The 16,860-nt window shown below is 64.2% G+C and carries 14 protein-coding genes and 2 tRNA genes; 10 read left to right on the forward strand and 6 right to left on the reverse strand.

The window, feature by feature from the left end; all coding sequences use genetic code 11:
- Positions 1-55: 55 nt before the first annotated feature.
- The 4 genes from H8R18_RS06245 to H8R18_RS06260 all read right to left on the reverse strand — a co-directional run bounded on the left by H8R18_RS06245 (position 56) and on the right by H8R18_RS06260 (position 5,227).
- The gene (locus H8R18_RS06245) at positions 56-607 is read right to left on the reverse strand and encodes a hypothetical protein (protein WP_191071204.1); all 552 of its coding nucleotides are present in this window, start codon (positions 605-607) and stop codon (positions 56-58) included.
- A gap of 59 nt (positions 608-666) precedes the next feature.
- Entirely contained in the window at positions 667-1,830 is a 1,164-nt protein-coding gene (locus H8R18_RS06250; RefSeq protein ID WP_191071205.1) for a hypothetical protein, read from the reverse strand.
- Positions 1,827-2,588, reverse strand: a complete 762-nt coding sequence (locus H8R18_RS06255) for an ATP-binding cassette domain-containing protein (RefSeq protein WP_191071206.1) — start codon at positions 2,586-2,588, stop codon at positions 1,827-1,829. Before H8R18_RS06255 ends, H8R18_RS06250 begins: the two co-directional genes overlap by 4 nt.
- A gap of 170 nt (positions 2,589-2,758) precedes the next feature.
- Positions 2,759-5,227: an ATP-dependent helicase gene (locus H8R18_RS06260; protein ID WP_191071207.1), complete on the reverse strand. Its 2,469-nt coding sequence runs from the start codon at positions 5,225-5,227 to the stop codon at positions 2,759-2,761.
- 155 nt (positions 5,228-5,382) lie between these two features.
- Here H8R18_RS06260 and H8R18_RS06265 point away from each other — a divergent pair, with 155 nt between their 5' ends.
- The 5 genes from H8R18_RS06265 to H8R18_RS06285 are packed head-to-tail and all read left to right on the forward strand — an operon-like array spanning position 5,383 to position 10,543.
- Positions 5,383-6,414: a LacI family DNA-binding transcriptional regulator gene (locus H8R18_RS06265; protein WP_191071208.1), complete on the forward strand. Its 1,032-nt coding sequence runs from the start codon at positions 5,383-5,385 to the stop codon at positions 6,412-6,414.
- 39 nt (positions 6,415-6,453) lie between these two features.
- Complete coding sequence (locus tag H8R18_RS06270) at positions 6,454-7,755, forward strand: sugar ABC transporter substrate-binding protein (RefSeq protein ID WP_191071209.1); 1,302 nt, start codon at positions 6,454-6,456, stop codon at positions 7,753-7,755.
- A gap of 9 nt (positions 7,756-7,764) precedes the next feature.
- Positions 7,765-8,667, forward strand: a complete 903-nt coding sequence (locus tag H8R18_RS06275; protein ID WP_227712776.1) for a carbohydrate ABC transporter permease — start codon at positions 7,765-7,767, stop codon at positions 8,665-8,667.
- 3 nt (positions 8,668-8,670) lie between these two features.
- The gene (locus H8R18_RS06280) at positions 8,671-9,627 is read left to right on the forward strand and encodes a carbohydrate ABC transporter permease (RefSeq protein ID WP_191071210.1); all 957 of its coding nucleotides are present in this window, start codon (positions 8,671-8,673) and stop codon (positions 9,625-9,627) included.
- Positions 9,628-9,631: 4 nt separating this feature from the next.
- Positions 9,632-10,543, forward strand: coding sequence for a glycoside hydrolase family protein (locus H8R18_RS06285; protein WP_191071211.1), 912 nt, complete (start codon positions 9,632-9,634; stop codon positions 10,541-10,543).
- A gap of 67 nt (positions 10,544-10,610) precedes the next feature.
- On the opposite strand, the gene metG is transcribed toward H8R18_RS06285, so the two are convergent.
- A complete protein-coding gene (metG, locus tag H8R18_RS06290) occupies positions 10,611-12,425 on the reverse strand; it encodes a methionine--tRNA ligase (RefSeq protein WP_191071212.1) in 1,815 nt (604 codons plus the stop codon).
- Positions 12,426-12,468: 43 nt separating this feature from the next.
- Positions 12,469-13,338 (reverse strand): 16S rRNA (cytidine(1402)-2'-O)-methyltransferase, encoded by an 870-nt coding sequence (gene rsmI / locus H8R18_RS06295; protein ID WP_191071213.1) that lies wholly within the window; start codon positions 13,336-13,338, stop codon positions 12,469-12,471.
- Between the two features lie 74 nt (positions 13,339-13,412).
- Between rsmI and H8R18_RS06300 the strand changes: the two genes are divergently transcribed.
- From H8R18_RS06300 to H8R18_RS06320, 5 genes are all read left to right on the forward strand, one after another.
- Entirely contained in the window at positions 13,413-15,056 is a 1,644-nt protein-coding gene (locus tag H8R18_RS06300; RefSeq protein ID WP_191071214.1) for a dolichyl-phosphate-mannose--protein mannosyltransferase, read from the forward strand.
- Between the two features lie 85 nt (positions 15,057-15,141).
- A tRNA-Ala gene (locus tag H8R18_RS06305) sits at positions 15,142-15,217 on the forward strand.
- A gap of 13 nt (positions 15,218-15,230) precedes the next feature.
- Positions 15,231-15,303, forward strand: a tRNA-Ala gene (locus H8R18_RS06310).
- Positions 15,304-15,955: 652 nt separating this feature from the next.
- Positions 15,956-16,561 (forward strand): hypothetical protein, encoded by a 606-nt coding sequence (locus tag H8R18_RS06315; protein ID WP_191071215.1) that lies wholly within the window; start codon positions 15,956-15,958, stop codon positions 16,559-16,561.
- Positions 16,562-16,566: 5 nt separating this feature from the next.
- Positions 16,567-16,806, forward strand: a complete 240-nt coding sequence (locus H8R18_RS06320) for a hypothetical protein (RefSeq protein WP_191071216.1) — start codon at positions 16,567-16,569, stop codon at positions 16,804-16,806.
- Positions 16,807-16,860: the final 54 nt, after the last annotated feature.

Here is a 16,860-nt window from a genome sequence, read left to right on the forward strand (position 1 = left end):
GCTTCACCGGGCCGTCACCAAAATCGACCTTCGCACATGTGAGTGCCGCGCCCAACTAGTTGCGCTCGGCGCCATCACGGATGAGGTAGAGAAATCCCGCTCCCGCCCACGCGGCCAAGGCTGTGGCCGCAGCCGGCCAGCTCTCCCAAGAGGCGAGGGGAAGCGCCCAGGCATAGCCGGCCCCGCTGTCAGGATCAGTACCAAAGATCCACAGGCCCATCCCCGCGACCAGGGGAGGCATCCACGATATGCGCGCGGGCGTGATGACCGCGCTGGTCACGGCCATTGCCATTCCCCAGGCCAGCTGACGCAGGTCGTAGAGCGTCTCCGCCATACCGGTCTGCCATGCGAGATTCACCAGCACCAGTGCGGTCACGCCAACACAACTGGCGACGAGATACCACTCCAGCCGCAGCCGGCGCAGGGTCGCGCCCGGTAGCCCCGCCTCGAGGTCGCGGTGTGGACAGGTGAAGGCCTGCACCCCCAAGGCTGGCACAACAAGGGGCACGACAGCGATGAGGAGATAGGCTCGATCATAGAAAGCGGGCACGGCGACAACCGGATAGAGGATCGCGACGCTCGCGCAACACACGAGCGCAAGCCCCATGGCCAGAACGTGGAGGGGCTGCCGAGAGGCACAAAACCTTCGGAAGCGGCCCCAGCGCGTCACGGCGCCTCCCCCGCGAGTCGGGGACGGACTCGCGCGAGGATATCGCTGGCCTCAGCCTCGCTGTAGGCAGGCTCGTCGAAGACTGTTGTTTGCGCGGCGCGTAGGTAAGCGCTCATACGCGAGGTGTCGCACGCCGGTGAGCTGCCGGCCTCGTCGCACACGGCCGAGGCGACGGCATCGGCGCACACCTCGGCAAGGACATCCCCCTTTTGGGCTCCGGGCGATTCGAGAGCGATCACGCCCTCCCCCGGTATCGGCCCATAGGTGAGGGTCAACGTGGGGTCGAGGGCGTGCAGCCTCGCATCAACAGGTGCGAGCTCACGCCCGAGCCCCGTGAGCGACGGGCGCAATTCACCCGCGACGCACAGGGAATTTCCGCTGTTGGGAAGACTCTGACAGGCCCACGATGAGCGAGGCGAGGCCTGGAGCGGATCGAGGTCAGCCACGTGCGGCAACCAGGCGACCCATCCGGCGGCGAGGGCCAGGGCGCACCCGGCCGCCACTCGCGAGCGTGCGCTCACCCACCACAGACCGGACGCGGCGGCTGCGATGAGGAGCAGGTGGGCGCCCGTGGCGGCAAGCGTGGTCGACGCTGATGGAACCCACCCGAGATGGAAGGCAGGCGAGATGCTCAGTTGTTTGAGGACCCCCTCGCGAACCGTGTAGCTGGAAAAGATAACCCCGTAGACGATGAGGGCGATGATGGGCGGGGCCACCCACGAGCGCGTCAACGCGCCGACGAGCGCGCCACAGGCGATGGCTGCGAGGGAGCCTGCTGCGGCGGGCACGAGAGTGAGGAATGTGCGTACCGGCGGGTAATACTCCTGGGGAAGAGCGATGGCCGCGGCGATGGCAACGCAGATTCCCCCACCGGCAAGCGCGCCCCACCACACGGGAGCCAGTGCCCGCAAACAGGCGCGGACACGCCCGGCCAGAGGCAGACTGAGGAGCAGGCTGTCGCGCGAGCGCGGCCCCAACTCGTAGACCATGACTGCGGCGCCGACACCAACGAGGAGGGGCCATACGAGTGTCGTGGCCACGAGGGCGAGATCGTAAAGCCCAGTGAATGAGTAGCCGAGCAGATGCCGGTCGGTATAGAGATTGACGACAAAGGCACCCACCCAAGTCAACAGTCCAATGAGCACGCGCGGCCACGTCATCGTCGGGCTCCCCCTGCCTGCAGGACCTCGACGAGTCCCGACTCAAGAACACTAAGACCGTGCTGGGGCGAGCGCTGACCACGCGCCGAAAGTTCGTCAAGGTCCCCCGCCCACGCGAGCGCACCGGAATCGAGCGCAACGATGTGCGAGGCTGCATGCTCAAGGTCACCAACCTCATGGGTAGCCCAGATGACGATGGTGTCAGCACTCAGCGATCGCACCATCGTGCGCAGGCCAATGCGCTGAAGCGGGTCAAGGCCCGCGGTCGGCTCGTCAAGCACGAGGACGCGGGGCCGATGCGCGATCGCCAACGCGAGGAAGGCTCGCCGCGTCTGACCTCCCGATAGGGCCTGAAGGGGCCGACCAGCAAAACCTTCGCCGTCTGTAGCCGCGAGCGCCCGCTCACACAGCCGACTCACGCGCGACCTGGGGATGCCCCGACACGAGAGGAAAAACTCGATCATGTCACGCACGCGAGCCTGAGGATGCCAATGCGGGTTCTGCGGTAGGTACCCCAGCGAGGCCCGCAGAACGGAGCGATCCCGCTCACCGCGAATATCCCGTCCACACCAGCTCATCCTGCCCGCCTGCGGCGCTGCGATACCCGCGAGGATACGCAGCCACGTCGTTTTGCCGGCGCCGTTGACGCCAACGACCCCCGTAATACCCGCAGCGAAGGAGCACGTCACATCGTGGAGGACCCGCGTACGCCCATACCCGGCGCACAGCTCCACACAGGAAAGCGCTTCGTCGTCCATCGCTAGTGATACGCGCGGCCCTGCGCGTCGGTGCCGTATCCGAATCGCCTCATCGCGCCCCTCCTCAATGGACACCCCATGCAACACAGTGTCACACATCACAAGCGCGAACGACCCGATAACGGACCGCGCGGCGCGCGTCACAACCGCTTTCGTCGTGTATCGGCAGACTAGAGCTTCTCCATCGGGGCGTATCGCAGCAGCAGGCGCTTAACCGACCCATCACCAAAATCGACCTTCGCCCACGTCGAGGCCCCGCTGCCTCCCGTCTCAACGACGCGTCCCAACCCAAAGGTGTCATGGTTGACGCGGTCGCCGCGCGAAACCTGGACCAAAGTCTTCGGCTGCGTCGGCGGGGTCGAGCTGCCCGCGCGGTTGCGGTCGATCCGGCGCTGACCACGGGAGCGGACGCGCCCACCACCCCACGCCCCCGAGCCGTAGGAGGGCGAGGCCGCCCGGATGCGCTCGGTCGGCGTGAGGCTATCGCGCACGTCGGTGACATCGGGCGGCAGGGCGTCGAGGAACCGCGAGGCCGGCAGCTCCATCGGGGTTCCCCACTGGGTACGCGTGCCCGCTCGCGTGAGGTAAAGCAGCTCGCGCGCGCGCGTGATGGCGACGTAGGCAAGGCGGCGTTCCTCGTCCAGCTCGCTCGCGCTGCCGAGCGAGCGCGAGTGCGGGAACGTCCCATCTTCCATTCCCGTGACGAAGACGACGGGGAATTCCAATCCCTTCGCCGTGTGAATGGTCATGAGGGTGATCTGACCGCCATCGTCAACGTCGGCCAGCTGATCGGCGTCGGCAACGAGCGAGATCCGCTCGAGGAAATCGGCGAGGCGTCCATCCGGCTCGGCGATGGCGAAGTCCTCGGCAACCGCGTGGAGTTCCGCGAGGTTCTCGGCGCGCACGCCGTCTTGGGGATCGTCCGAGGCCTGCAACAAACCGAGATACCCGGTCGCATCCATGAGGGAGTCGAGGATTTCTGCGGGCGGGCGCCCGGCGGCGTCAGCGGCACGGGCGTCGATGAGTATCTGCCAAAACGCATGCAGGTTCGCACGTGCGGCTTTGCCCAACCCGACGACGTCGGGACTGGGTTGCGCCGTGTCGAACCCGGCGAGCTCCCCCGGCGTCGACGCGGGGTCCTGGCCAAGTTCGCGCGCGACCGCTGCCCACACGTGAGCGATCGCCACCCCAAAGCTCACGCCGTAGGTATCGGCGTGAGCGAGCAGAGATCCGAGGGCTCGCGGGCCGATCCCGCGACGCGGCTCGTTGACGATCCGGCGCATGTTCACGGTGTCGTCGGGATTCGACGCCGCGCGCAGGTAGGCGATGGCGTCTTTAATTTCCTTGCGCTCGTAGAACTTCGTCCCGCCAATGAGGCGGTAGGGCATTCCCGCGCCCATGAGCATTTCCTCGAGCAGGCGCGACTGGGCGTTTGTGCGGAAGAAGATCGCGAAATCCGACCACGCTCGCCCCTGCTTGTGCAGGGTCTCGATCTCACGCCCGACAAATTGGGCCTCGGCTCGATCGGAGGGACAGGCGTTGACGACGATCTTGTCGCCGCTGCCCTGATCGGTCCACAGGTTCTTAGATCGCTGCCCCTGGCCGCTGCCGATGACGGCGTTGGCAGCCGACAAGATGTTCTGAGTTGAGCGGTAATTCTGATCGAGAATGACCTCGCGCGCACCGGGAAAATCGTCGCCAAATTGTTCGATATTGCGAATCGTCGCGCCACGGAAGGCATAAATCGATTGATCCGAGTCGCCGACGACGGTCAGTTGCCCGGGATCCACCCCGTCACGCCCGTTGCCGACCAGCTGCGTGACGAGGACATATTGGGCGTGATTAGTGTCTTGATATTCGTCGACGAGAATGTGGCGGAAGCGCCGGTGGAAGTGTTCGGCAACGGCAGCATTGTCGCGCAACAGCATCACCGTCGTCATGATGAGGTCGTCGAAATCCACAGCGTGAGCATCAGCCAGCCGGCGCTGATAGAGCGGATAGACCTCGGCCACGGCTTTAGCCACGGGGTCGCGATGGAACCGCTCGGCGTACTCAGCCGGACCGACGAGTTCGTTCTTGAGATCAGAGACGCGGTTACACAGGACTCTCTCGCTGGTCCGCTTCGTGTCGATCCCCACCTCGTCGGCGACCATCTTCATCAGCCGCGCCGAATCCGCGGCATCGTAGATAGAAAACGTCGACCGCAACCCGGCGGCCTCATGATGCTCTCGCAGAATCCGCACGCATAGCGAATGGAAAGTCGACACCTGCATAAAACGCGCTTCGGGTCCGACGAGAGCGTGAACACGCTCGCGCATCTCGGCCGCCGCCTTATTCGTGAAGGTGATCGCGAGGATCTCGCTGGCTCTCGCGTCCCCCGTTGCCAGCAGGTGCGCGATGCGGCGCGTGAGCACCCGGGTTTTCCCTGACCCCGCACCCGCGGTCACAAGCAGCGGGGTGCCACGGTGTTCGACGGCCTCGCGCTGGCGCTCGTTGAGGCCCGCGACGACGCTCTCGACGTCAGCGCCCCCGACCGTTGCCTGCTCCTGCCACGCACCACCGAGCGGGGCTTCGTGAGGCAGGGCGGAACGCCGTGTCGTCGTCGCAGCAATCAACGCATCGAAGGGTGAGGTAGTCATCGCTCCCACCCTAGTCTCCGCGATACCGCTCCTCCCTGCCCGCTCACGCGCTACGCGCGCGACGTCGACAAATTAGTGGCCCCAACTCCTTGCAGTTAATCGCTTAACGCCTTAACGTCAGCATCACACCGTTTCCCGGACCAATGGAGTCTCCGATGGCTGTGACACTCGCCGATGTTGCGCGCGAGGTGGGCGTGTCCACCGCGGCAGCTTCGATGGTGCTGTCCGGGCGCTACCGTGGTCGTGTTTCCGAACCTCGCGCCGACGCCATCCGCCAGGCCGCCGACCGCCTCAATTACGTCCGCAACGAACTGGCACTGGGCCTGCGCACCGCACAGTCGGACACCATCGGTTTCATCACCCAGCAGGTGGCCTCGACCCCGTACGCGACGACGCTCATCGCCGCGGCCACCGAGACGGCCCGGGCCTACGGTCACCTCCTCATCGTCATCGAGACCGACGGCGACCCCGACGCCGCCGACGCCGCAATTCGCGACCTGTCCTCACACCAGGTTCGCGGGGTCGCCTACGCGTCGATGTACCACCGGCGAGTGCGGGTGCCGCGCCATGCCGGAGACGGACTCATCATCCTTGACGGCTACACCGAAGATCCGCATATTTGCGCCCTCGTTCCCGACGAGGTCCAAGGTGCTCACGATGCGGTGGCCCACCTCGTCACGCTCGGACATCGCCGCGTCGCCTTCCTCAACGACTGCGATTCGGTTGACGCTGCTCCCCTGCGCCGCCGAGGCGTCGAGATGGCCCTGGCCGAGGCCGGACTCGCCCTCCTGCCCAGTTGCACCAGGACCGTCAATACCCGCGCGTACGCCGAGATGAAACAGGCAACGCGCGACATCCTCACCCAACCCGACCGCCCGACGGCGTTCTTTTGCTACAACGACTCCACGGCGATCGTCGTCGCCCAGGTTGCCGCCGAGCTGGGGCTGAAGATTCCCGACGATCTCTCGCTCGTAGGGTTCGACAACTTTACGACGCTCATCGAATTCAGCGTGCCGTCGTTGACGACCGTTCAACTCCCCCACGCCGACATGGCGCGGTGGACAATCACGTCCCTGGTCACGGGCACTCCCCCAGCTGATGGACCCGCCCCCGATCCAGGGACCGCCCGCTATCGATTTCCCTGTCCGCTGATTGTGCGCGGAACAACGGCACCCCCACCGGCGTGACGGTGCCCTCCGCGCGCTCATCTCAAGAAAGGAACACTGATGTCCCCTGTTATCCCACGCCGCACGCGGGTGCTTGCCGCAGCCGCCGCTGCCGCGATGGTGGCCCTCGCGGGCTGCTCATCTCAGCAGGGCATGAGCGGCGGCGACCCTCACACGCTCGAGCTATGGACGCACGTCGGCGGTAACGAACCCGAGTTGTCGGTCATTCGTGCCGCCGCCGAGGAGTACATGGCGAACAGCGATGTCACCATCAACATCACCGAGTTCCCTCAGCGCTCCTACAACGAGGCGATCGTCGGGGCGGCCTCGTCGGGCGACCTGCCGTGCCTGTTCGACCTTGACGGCCCCATCATGCCGAACTGGGCGTGGTCGGGGTACCTGGCTCCGCTGGACTTGCCGGCCGACACCACGGACACGCTGCTGGAATCGGCTCGCGGCGAATGGAACGGCACCTTGTACTCCGTGGGTGCCTTCGATACGTCGTTGACGATCCTCGCCCGCAAGTCGGCTCTCGTCGATAACGGCATCCGGATTCCCGACGTCGACCACCCGTGGACGAAGGCAGAATTCGACGCCGCGCTGGAAAAGCTGTCGAAGGATCCCCACTACGATCGCGCGATCGACATGTCCGTGTGGGATAGCGGCGAGTGGTGGTCCTACGCCTATTCCCCCATGTTGCAGTCCTTCGGCGGTGACCTCATCAACCGCGACACCTATCTGTCGGCCGACGGCGCCCTCAACGGCCCCGAGGCCATCGCGTTCGGCAAGTGGTTCCAAGATCTGTTCGCCAAGGGCTATGCCTCGAAGACCCCCTCGCAAGACGGAATCGACTTCACCAAGGGCAAGGCCGCCCTCATGTACACCGGCGGGTGGAAGGTCGACCAGGCCCAGGAAGCCCTGGGCACCGACGAGGTCCTCATCCTTCCGCCCGTCGATTTCGGCCACGGCCCCAAGGTCGGCGGTGGTTCGTGGCAGTGGGGTGTCTCGGCGACGTGCGCGAACAAGCCCGCTGCCAACGGCTTTATCGCGACGCTGCTGCAAGACAAGTACCTCGTCAAGGTCTCGGATAACTCGGGTAACTTCCCCGCGCGAGAGCGTGCGAACAAGTACACGAAGAACTTCGCCCCAGGCGCCCCGATGGAACCGCTGTTCCCCATTGCCGAGAAGTACTCGATGATTCGCCCGCCCACGCCCGGATACGCGGTGATCTCGTCGGTGTTCGATAAGGCGATGCACGACATCATGGCGGGTGCCGATGTCAAGAGCAGCCTGGACCAGGCGGTCGTCGATATCGACGCCAATATCAAGGCCAATGACGGCTACGGAATGAAGAAGAAGTAGGTGAGACCTGTGGCTACCACAACTGTTCGTTCGCGTGCGAACACGCGTCGGGAACTCAGCGCGTGGGCTATGTCGGCCCCGGCTCTGTTGCTGATGACGCTGTTCCTCATCATTCCCATCCTGTTGACGTTTGCGCTCTCCTTTACGAACGCGCGTCTCGTTTCTCCCAACCCCACCGAGTTTGCCGGGCTGACGAACTTCATTCGCGCCTTCACGGCCGATCCGACGTTCGTGCGCTCGCTCATCAATACGGCGTTGTTCGCGATCGTCGTCGTCCCCGTCCAATCGGGTATCGCGTTGGCGCTGGCGATTCTCGTCAACCAGAAGGTCAAGGGCGTGACGGCGTTCCGCACGATGATCTTCATGCCAGTCGTCACCTCGATGGTCGTCGTGTCGATTCTGTGGAGCTTCTTCTACCAGGAAGACGGCCTGTTCAATTCCGTCTTCAACACCCTCACCGGCGGAGCGTGGACGGCGATCCCGTGGTTGCAGACTCCGGGAACAGCCATGCCGGCCATCATCGTGTTGTCGATCTGGCAGGCCGTGGGCTTGCACATGATCATCTGGCTGTCGGGCCTGCAAATGATCGATCCGTCCCTGTATGAGGCGGCTGACCTCGACGGGGTCAGTGCGTGGCAGAAGTTCCGCTATGTCACATGGCCGGGGCTGCGGTCGACGATGGTGTTCATCCTCGTGACGATCACGATCGCCGCGCTGGGCCTGTTCATCCAGATCGACGTCATGACGCAGGGTGGTCCGAAGGACACGACGTCGACAATCGTCTACCACGCCGTGCGCAAGGGCTTCCGTGAACAAGATGTCGGTTACGGTGCCGCGATTTCGCTGATCTTCTTTGCGCTGGTGCTCGTGATTACCGCGATTCAGCGCTACCTGACTCGAGATAAGGACTGACCGATGGCTACGACGATTCCTCCTACCTCTCCCGTTGTCACCGACCAGGCTCGTCCGCGCAAGCGCCGCCAGGTTGGCAAGGTGGCCGCGAAGCGGCGCTACCTCGTGACCGTGTACGCCGGACTTATTCTGGCGGCAATCATCGCGGTGGCTCCGCTGTTGTTCATGGTCGTGTCCTCGTTTAAGGCCTCGGACCAGCAGATCCTCGGCGACCTGGGCTCTATCAAGGCGTTCTTGCCGGTGGGCGACTTGACGCTGTCGAATTACACCGGCGCGTCCCAGCGCGTGCCGGCGCTGCAGTTCATGGCAAACTCGGTGATCATCACGGTCGCCACGGTCGTGCTCGGCCTCATCGTCAATTCCATGATCGGCTTCGCGATCGCGCGGATGCGTTTCCGCGGCGCGGGCTTCGTGTTGTCGATCGTGCTTGCGACCCTCATGGTGCCGTTCGAGACGATCGCCGTGCCGATGGTCTATTGGGTCTCGAAGCTGCCCGCGATCACGTGGGCACACGACGGCTTCTTGCTCAAGCAGGGCATGTTGAACACCTACCAGGTCCAGATTCTGCCCTTCGTGGCGAATGCGTTGGCGATCTTCCTCTTCGTGCAGCACTTCAAGACGATTCCCAAGGAGTTTGACGAAGCTGCCCGCGTCGATGGCGCGAATTGGTGGACGATTTATCGGCGCATCATCGCTCCCATGTCGGGGCCGACATTCGCGACGGTCGCCATCATCACGATGCTGCCGGCGTGGAACTCGTATCTGTGGCCACTCATGGCGGTCCAGAAGCCGTCGATGCGTCCGGTGAGCGTCGGTATGCAGTACTTCTTCCAGCTCAATCCCGACTGGGGACAGATCATGGCCTACGCGACGATTATCACCGTTCCGGTCCTCATCATCTTCGTCATCTTCCAGCGCTCGTTCGTCTCGTCGCTGGCGTCGTCGGGGGTTAAGGGGTAAGGCGATGGCTCTGCGACTTCGCGATCACTGGATTTGGGATCACTGGATCCTCACGGGTGATGACCACCTGGATCTGTTCTTTCTTCGCGCATCGCGAGCCCTGCATGATCCGTTTCGCCGGCACTTCCGTGCTTCTATCGGGCACGCGGTCTCGCACGACGACGGGGCGACGTGGCAGTTATTGCCCGACGCGCTCGTTCACGCCGATGCCCCGGCCTTCGATGACCGGGCCTGCTGGACGGGATCGGCAATCCGTCACCCGGATGGGTTTATCCGGCTGTTTTACACGGGGATATCCCACGGCGACGGGGGCCGGCTCGTCCAGCGCATCGGCTGGGCGGACTCGCGTGACGGCGTGACCTTCACGCGCATGTCGCGGCCTCCTCTCGAGGCAGATCCGCGCTGGTACGCCGTTCCCGGCGACGCCGACGTCAATTGGCGCGACCCGTTCGTGTTCCGCCACGAGGGCCGCTGGCACATGGTGATTACGGCGTCGGCTGCCGGGGCCCCTCCCGGTTACGGCGGGGTGATCGGCCATGCCGTATCGGATGACCTCGAGACGTGGCAAGTGCGTGAACCCCTCACCGAGCCGTCGCGGTTCCGCCACCTCGAGTGTTCGCAGGTTCGCCGCATCGATGGGACGGATTACCTCGTGTTCTCGTGCGGGGCGACGATGCTGGTCGATCCCTCACAAGGATCGGTGTGGGTGGCCAAGGGCGAATCACCGCTGGGTCCCTTCGACCTGGCCGGTGCCCGCTACGTCAGTCCCGATCACCTCTATGCCGGACAGCTCTTCCAGGACACGTCCGCGCAGTGGTGGTTCACCGGGTTCGATTCCGTCGATGACACGAATTTCCCCGGTGTCGTGGCCGATCCCATCGCCTGGCGTGATCTGGAACTGCGCACTCCCGCCTGAGTCCGTCTCACACGCGCACGGCCCCGACCGCTTCACGTGGTCGGGGCCGTGTCACATTCAGGCGCGATTAAGCCGGCGTAATGCCCAGGCGCTCCAGCTCCTCGTCGATGATTGCCGGATCGAGCTTGGTGAAGACGGGCTTCGGCTTGGCGACTGCCACCCCGGGGGTGACGTCGTGACGTCCCCACGCGCGCACGCTCGCGTAGTCGCCGGTGATGATCGGGTATGTCCGCGCCGATCCGTCGTCGTTCGTCACGTCGAGGTCCTCGACCTCCTCGATGCGCGGCAGCGGTGCCAGTGTCCCGTCGCCGCCAAAGATCTCGTCGATGGCGTTGGCGCTGAAAGGCAGGAACGGGCTGAGCATGACGTTGAGGTCGGACACGGCCTGCGCCAGCGTCCACAGCACCGTCGCCAGGCGTTCGCGCTGGTCCTCGCCCTTGAGGCGGAACGGCTCGGTGTCGGCAACGTAGCGGTTGGCGAGTCCCACCAGGCGCATGGCCTCACCCAGCGCGGCCTTTTGGTGGTGGGTGCGAATCGACTCACCGACCCGATCAAAGCCCGCGGCCAGCGCGTCCAGCAGCTCGCGGTCGACGTCTTCCAACTGTCCCGGCGTGGGGATCTCGCCGAACTTCTTATGGATCATCGATGCCGAGCGATTGACGAGGTTCCCCCACGCGGCGACGAGTTCATCGTTCGTGCGGCGAACGAATTCGCTCCACGTAAAGTCGGCGTCCTGGTTCTCGGGACCGGCCGCGGAAATGAAGTAGCGCAGGGCATCGGCCTGGTAGCGCTCGAGCATGTCGCGCACGTAAATAACGACGGACTTTGACGTCGAGAACTTCTTGCCCTCCATCGTCAAGAACTCGCTGGAGACGACCTCGGTCGGCAGGTTGAGGGTCCCGAGATCCCCGGGTTCGCCACCGCGTGAGCCCTCACCGTTGTAGCCGAGCATCTCGGCCGGCCAAATCTGGGAGTGGAAGACAATGTTGTCCTTGCCCATGAAGTAGTAGGACAGCGCCTCGGGATTGTTCCACCATTCCCGCCACGCATCGGGGTTGCCGCTGCGGCGCGCCCATTCGATCGACGCCGACAGGTAGCCGACGACGGCGTCGAACCACACGTAGAGGCGCTTGTTCGGCTGGTCTTCCCAGCCGGGAACGGGGATACCCCAGTCGATGTCACGCGTCATCGCGCGCGGCTTGATGTCGTCGAGGATGTTGAGCGAGAACCGGATGACGTTCGGACGCCACGTGCCCGATTCTTCGCGTTCGTTGAGCCACTGCGTCAACGCCTCGGCCAGGGCCGGCAGATCCAAGAAATAGTGAGTCGATTCGACAAACTTGGGGGTTTCGCCGTTGATCCGCGAGACAGGATTAATGAGGTCGACCGGGTCGAGCTGGTTCCCGCACGCGTCGCACTGGTCCCCGCGAGCGCCCGCGGCCCCACAGATCGGACAGGTTCCTTCGATGTAGCGATCGGGAAGGGTGCGTCCCGTCGACGGCGAGATGGCCGACATCTGGCTCTGGGTGACCATGTAGCCGTTATCGCGCACGCGCGCGAACATTCGGCGCACGACGTCGTAATGGTTGCCGGTCGTCGTGCGGGTGAAGAGGTCGTAGGACAGGCCCAGGCGCGTGAGATCCTCAACGATGAGCCGGTTGTTGCGGTCGGCAAGTTCGCGCGGCGTCATGCCGTCGGCGTCGGCTTGGACGAGGATGGGCGTGCCGTGTTCGTCGGTGCCTGAAACCATGAGGACGTCGTGGCCCGCCATGCGCATGTAGCGCGAGAACACGTCGGAGGGGACTCCAAAACCGGCGACGTGGCCGATATGGCGGGGACCGTTGGCATACGGCCAGGCAACTGCGGAAAGAATACGGCTCATGGGCGCCAGTCTAGCGGCACGGCGCGGCCGCTCTCATCTCGCCTTACTCCCGGCGCGAGGCTTTGTGGGCCAGTGCCTCGTGGAAGATGTCGCGCGCGCTGACTCCTGCGACGGCGACGTGGCGGGCGGCGTCCTTGAGGCGCATTCCCCCCTCGGCGAGGCGAAGGGCCTCGTCGGCGAGCGAGGACACATCGGCGTCGGCTGCGGGCGCGGGGGCAATGACGAGGACGATCTCGCCGAGCACACCATCGCGGGCGCGTTCGGCAAGATCGGCAAGGCTGCCACGCCAGATGTCCTCATACGTTTTCGTCAGCTCGCGGCACACGGCACCTCGACGCTCCGCGCCAAACGCCTCGACGGCAGCGGTAAGGGTGTCGGCCAGGCGGCGGGGCGACTCGAAGAAGATAAGAGTGCGCTCCTCATGTGCAAGCGCCGCGAAGACTCGCCCGCGTTCGCCGGATTTGCGCGGAACAAACCCCTCGAAGGAGAACCGAGCCGGCGACAGCCCCGACAGGGCAAGCGCGGCCAGAGGAGCCGATGGACCGGGCAGAATGGTGAGCGCCACGCCCGCCTCGTGAGCGGCCTGAACGACGGCGAAGCCGGGGTCGGAGATGAGGGGCATCCCAGCGTCGGAGACGACGAGAACGCGCTTGCCGGCCTGGGCCTCCTCGATGAGCCAGGGGGCGCGGTCGCGTTCGTTGTGGTCGTGGCTGGCAACGATGCGCGCGTGCAGCGCGACGTCAAGGGCAGCGGCTAAGCGTTCGAGGCGGCGGGTGTCCTCAGCGGCGATGACGTCGGCCTCGGCGAGGGCGCGGCGCAGTCGCACCGACGCATCGAGGGGATTGCCGATCGGCGTGGCCGCAAGTGCGATCGTGCCGGGGATCAACACGGGCTCGGTGCGGTGCTCACTCATGGCCTCATCGTCTCACGCTCGCACGCCTGGCCGCCTTGACGGGCACGCGAAAGCCGGCCCCGTACAATCACAGCGTGACAGATACGCCACTTGAGGTTGTCTCACCCACGCTCACGCGTGCTCGTCCCCGCGCGACCTTTCGCCTCGCGCACGCCTGGGCCGACGGTTTCCGCCCCCGCAGCCCGCGAGGACCGCGCGAGGGCACGGCGACGGCACGCGGCCACCTTGCCGCCCTCCTCCTCAGCGTCATCGTCGCCGCGTGGACGCGATTGAGCGCGCTGGGTGGGGTCAACCGGATTGCCTTCGACGAGACGTACTACGTCAAGGACTCCTATTCTCTGTGGCATCTCGGCTACGAGGGGCAGTGGGCAGACAACGTCAACGAGGCCTTCGCCGCCGGCGACTATTCGGGCTTGTCGCGAGAAGGCGCCTTCGTCGTTCACCCCCAACTGGGCAAATGGCTGCTCGGCATTGGCCCGGAGCTGTTCGGGTGGACGCATCCGTGGGCGTGGCGGCTCATGCCGGCGATCGCCGGAATCGTCATGGTTGCCCTCATCTGCGTGTTGGCTCGCCAGCTGTTCGATTCGCCCATCGTCACCGCGATGTGCGGGATCTTCCTTGCCTTAGATGGCGTCGCCGTCTCCGTGTCGCGCATCGGGCTTCTCGACGTCTTCGTCGCCGTCTTTTTATTAGCGGGATGCGTGAGCTTCGTGCGCGATCAGTTCTCGTGGCACGAGCGGCTGAGCCGGCACCTGCGCGCGAGCGCGGGCGCTTCCAGTACCCGCGAGACCTTCTCGCTATGGCGGCCATGGCTCGTCCTCACCGGCATCTTGTGGGGCCTGGCGCTGGGCGTGAAGTGGAACGCCCTCTATGTCATCGCCGCCGGTGGGATCTTCCTGTTTATCCGTGAGGTCACCGCTAGGCGTGCCGGTAGCCTGTCTTTTCTAACCGCGCTGCGCCGCGGCGTCACGCGCGGCGGCATCCCGGCGTTTGTCCAGCTCGTTCCCACCGCGGTGGTCGTGTACCTGGTGACGTGGACGTCGTGGTTCATCCATCCACGCGCCTACGATCACGGTGCCTCGGGAGCCAGCCGCCTCCTCGGCCTCGTCCGCGACTTTTGGATTTATCAACGCGACACCCTGAAATTCCACGAGGGCGTGACATCTCCACACCGGTATCAGGCAAACGCCGCCCAGTGGATCTTTGACCTGCGCCCGACGTCGATGATGTGGTCGTCGCAGCTGCGCGGCAATCACGAATTCGTGCGCGCCTCGACGACAATCGGCAATCCGGCGATGTGGTGGCTGGGGGTCGCCGCCCTCGCCTTCGTCCTCATCATGGCGTTCTCGCTGCGCGATTGGCGCGCGGGCTTCATCGTGTTCGGTTACGTGGGGACGTGGGTGCCGTGGTTTATCTATTGGGATCGCACGATCTTCATGTTCTACACGGTCGTGCTCGTCCCGTTCGTCACGTTGGCGGTTGCTTACCTCATTGCGACGTTCCTCGGCGAGGTCGTTCCGCACGCCTGGCCGCTCATCGCGTGGGAGTTGCGGATGCGCCCGCCGCGCGTGGCGACATCGCCGCGAGCACGCCTACTCGCCTGGGCACTCGTGATCCTCGTCATAGCGTGCGGTCTGTTCTTCCTCCCCGTCGTCGCCGCCTGGGACATTCCACGCGATCACTGGCAGTGGCGCATGTGGCTGCCCTCGTGGATCTGAGCGCCTCGTGAGCAACGCCACCTCGACGGTCGCCCACCCGATTTGCCTCCACGACCGCTCCCTCTCTATAGTGGGTGGTCGTTAAGGGGCTATGGCGCAGTTGGTAGCGCGTCTCGTTCGCAATGAGAAGGTCGGGGGTTCGAATCCCCCTAGCTCCACCACCTGAGTTCTCAGGGGGCTATGGCGCAGTTGGTAGCGCGCTTCCATGGCATGGAAGAGGTCGGGGGTTCGAATCCCCCTAGCTCCACGATCAGCCATTTACTGCCGCGACAGCGAAACCTCAACTCCTCACTCCGGATCATGGTCGCTCGCGCGCTGCACAAGCTGAACCAACGGCAGTGCCGCCACGCACGCAAACGAAGCCCCACTCGGCTACGCGCAGCCCTGCCCCACACCAGACCAGCCGCGGTAACACCGAGCCGCGCAAGCACGAAATTCACGGGTGAGATCGACGGAGTCACCACCTATCACTCACCGACCGCCACCGCACGCTAGCGAGACGCAGGAGAAACACCAGCTTCTGACGTCCGCACAGTGAGGCCCACACACGACGTCACACTTGCACAAAGTGACACACATCATATACAGTGAACTTGACAAGCGGCGACGTCCGCACCGCAACCCTGTCGAGCACTTCAAGCACGGACACGCCACCGCCACGATCGACAAAAGCTCATCCGACGGAAGGCACCAAATTGAAACCCCACAAGATTCTACTCAGGGCCTGCGTTACGCTTCTGACAACGGGAGCACTTGTTGTCGCAGGCGCGGGAATCGCCTCCACATCGGAACGCCAGCCCGCAAAGATGCCTCTTGGACCGAGCGCACCCAGTACCATTTCACCACTGGGGAATGCCTCGAATTCAAATTCCAGCTGCTCCGCACCCGACAATGGTGGCTTGAAGTTTGAAGCCGTTTCGGCCGACACTAGCGAAAAGCTCATTACCCATACGCGAGATCTCTTCGATACCTCTCGCGTCAAAGTGTTCACCACACCGCCATCGTTAGCCTTTGATCGCGCGGTAGCTTACGCTCTCCCGACGCCCGAGGGGACCCATTACGGCGTCACGATACCAATCACTGGCGCAGTACGCATCAGCAATTTCACGGTCATCTTTAGTCCCGACGGGCAAGTGTCAAACTACGCCGAAACACACACAAAGAAGACCGACGACGGTTTCATAAATATTGCGCAATGGATTAACGGAGGCAAATCTCTCGAGAAAACGGCGTATGTAGGCGATCTGGATTTCGACGCCCCCGGAGGAAACAGCACCCCCTCTTTCCCACTGGATCGGTCATGGCAGAAGGCCGTCGCATGCCTTGCCGCCGTGTTGGGTGTCAGCTCAGGAGTAGCCGCGGTCGTCCTCTCGCTGTGCGGCGGCTCCTGCGCGGTACCAGAACCAACATTTTCTAAAGCGGTCTGCGCTGCTTGCGTCGGAGGGATCGTCACGCTCGGCGGCGCGTCAATAACTGGCGTCGTCAAATGCTTTGGATACTGGTAATCGCCATGGACACGAAAACGTTAGCCCGATTACTTGCGGTGCTATCCATTACGCTCCTCGGCATACTTGCCTTAACAACAATCCCCCTTTTATTCGACAAGAACCCCAACCGCATGACGACACTCAACGATGCGGAGCTGCTGATCGCCCTATGCGGTATCGGACTCATCATGGCCACGGTCAGCTACACCACTCTAAAACAGCTCCCCAGATACGATCCGCAAGATAAGCCAGAAGGATCATAGAAACAACGCGCCACGATCCGCCATCACATCAATTGAATATCCGTCACGGCCCGC

The sequence above is a fragment of the Nanchangia anserum genome (assembly GCF_015240065.1).
GTDB lineage: Bacteria > Actinomycetota > Actinomycetes > Actinomycetales > Actinomycetaceae > Nanchangia > Nanchangia anserum.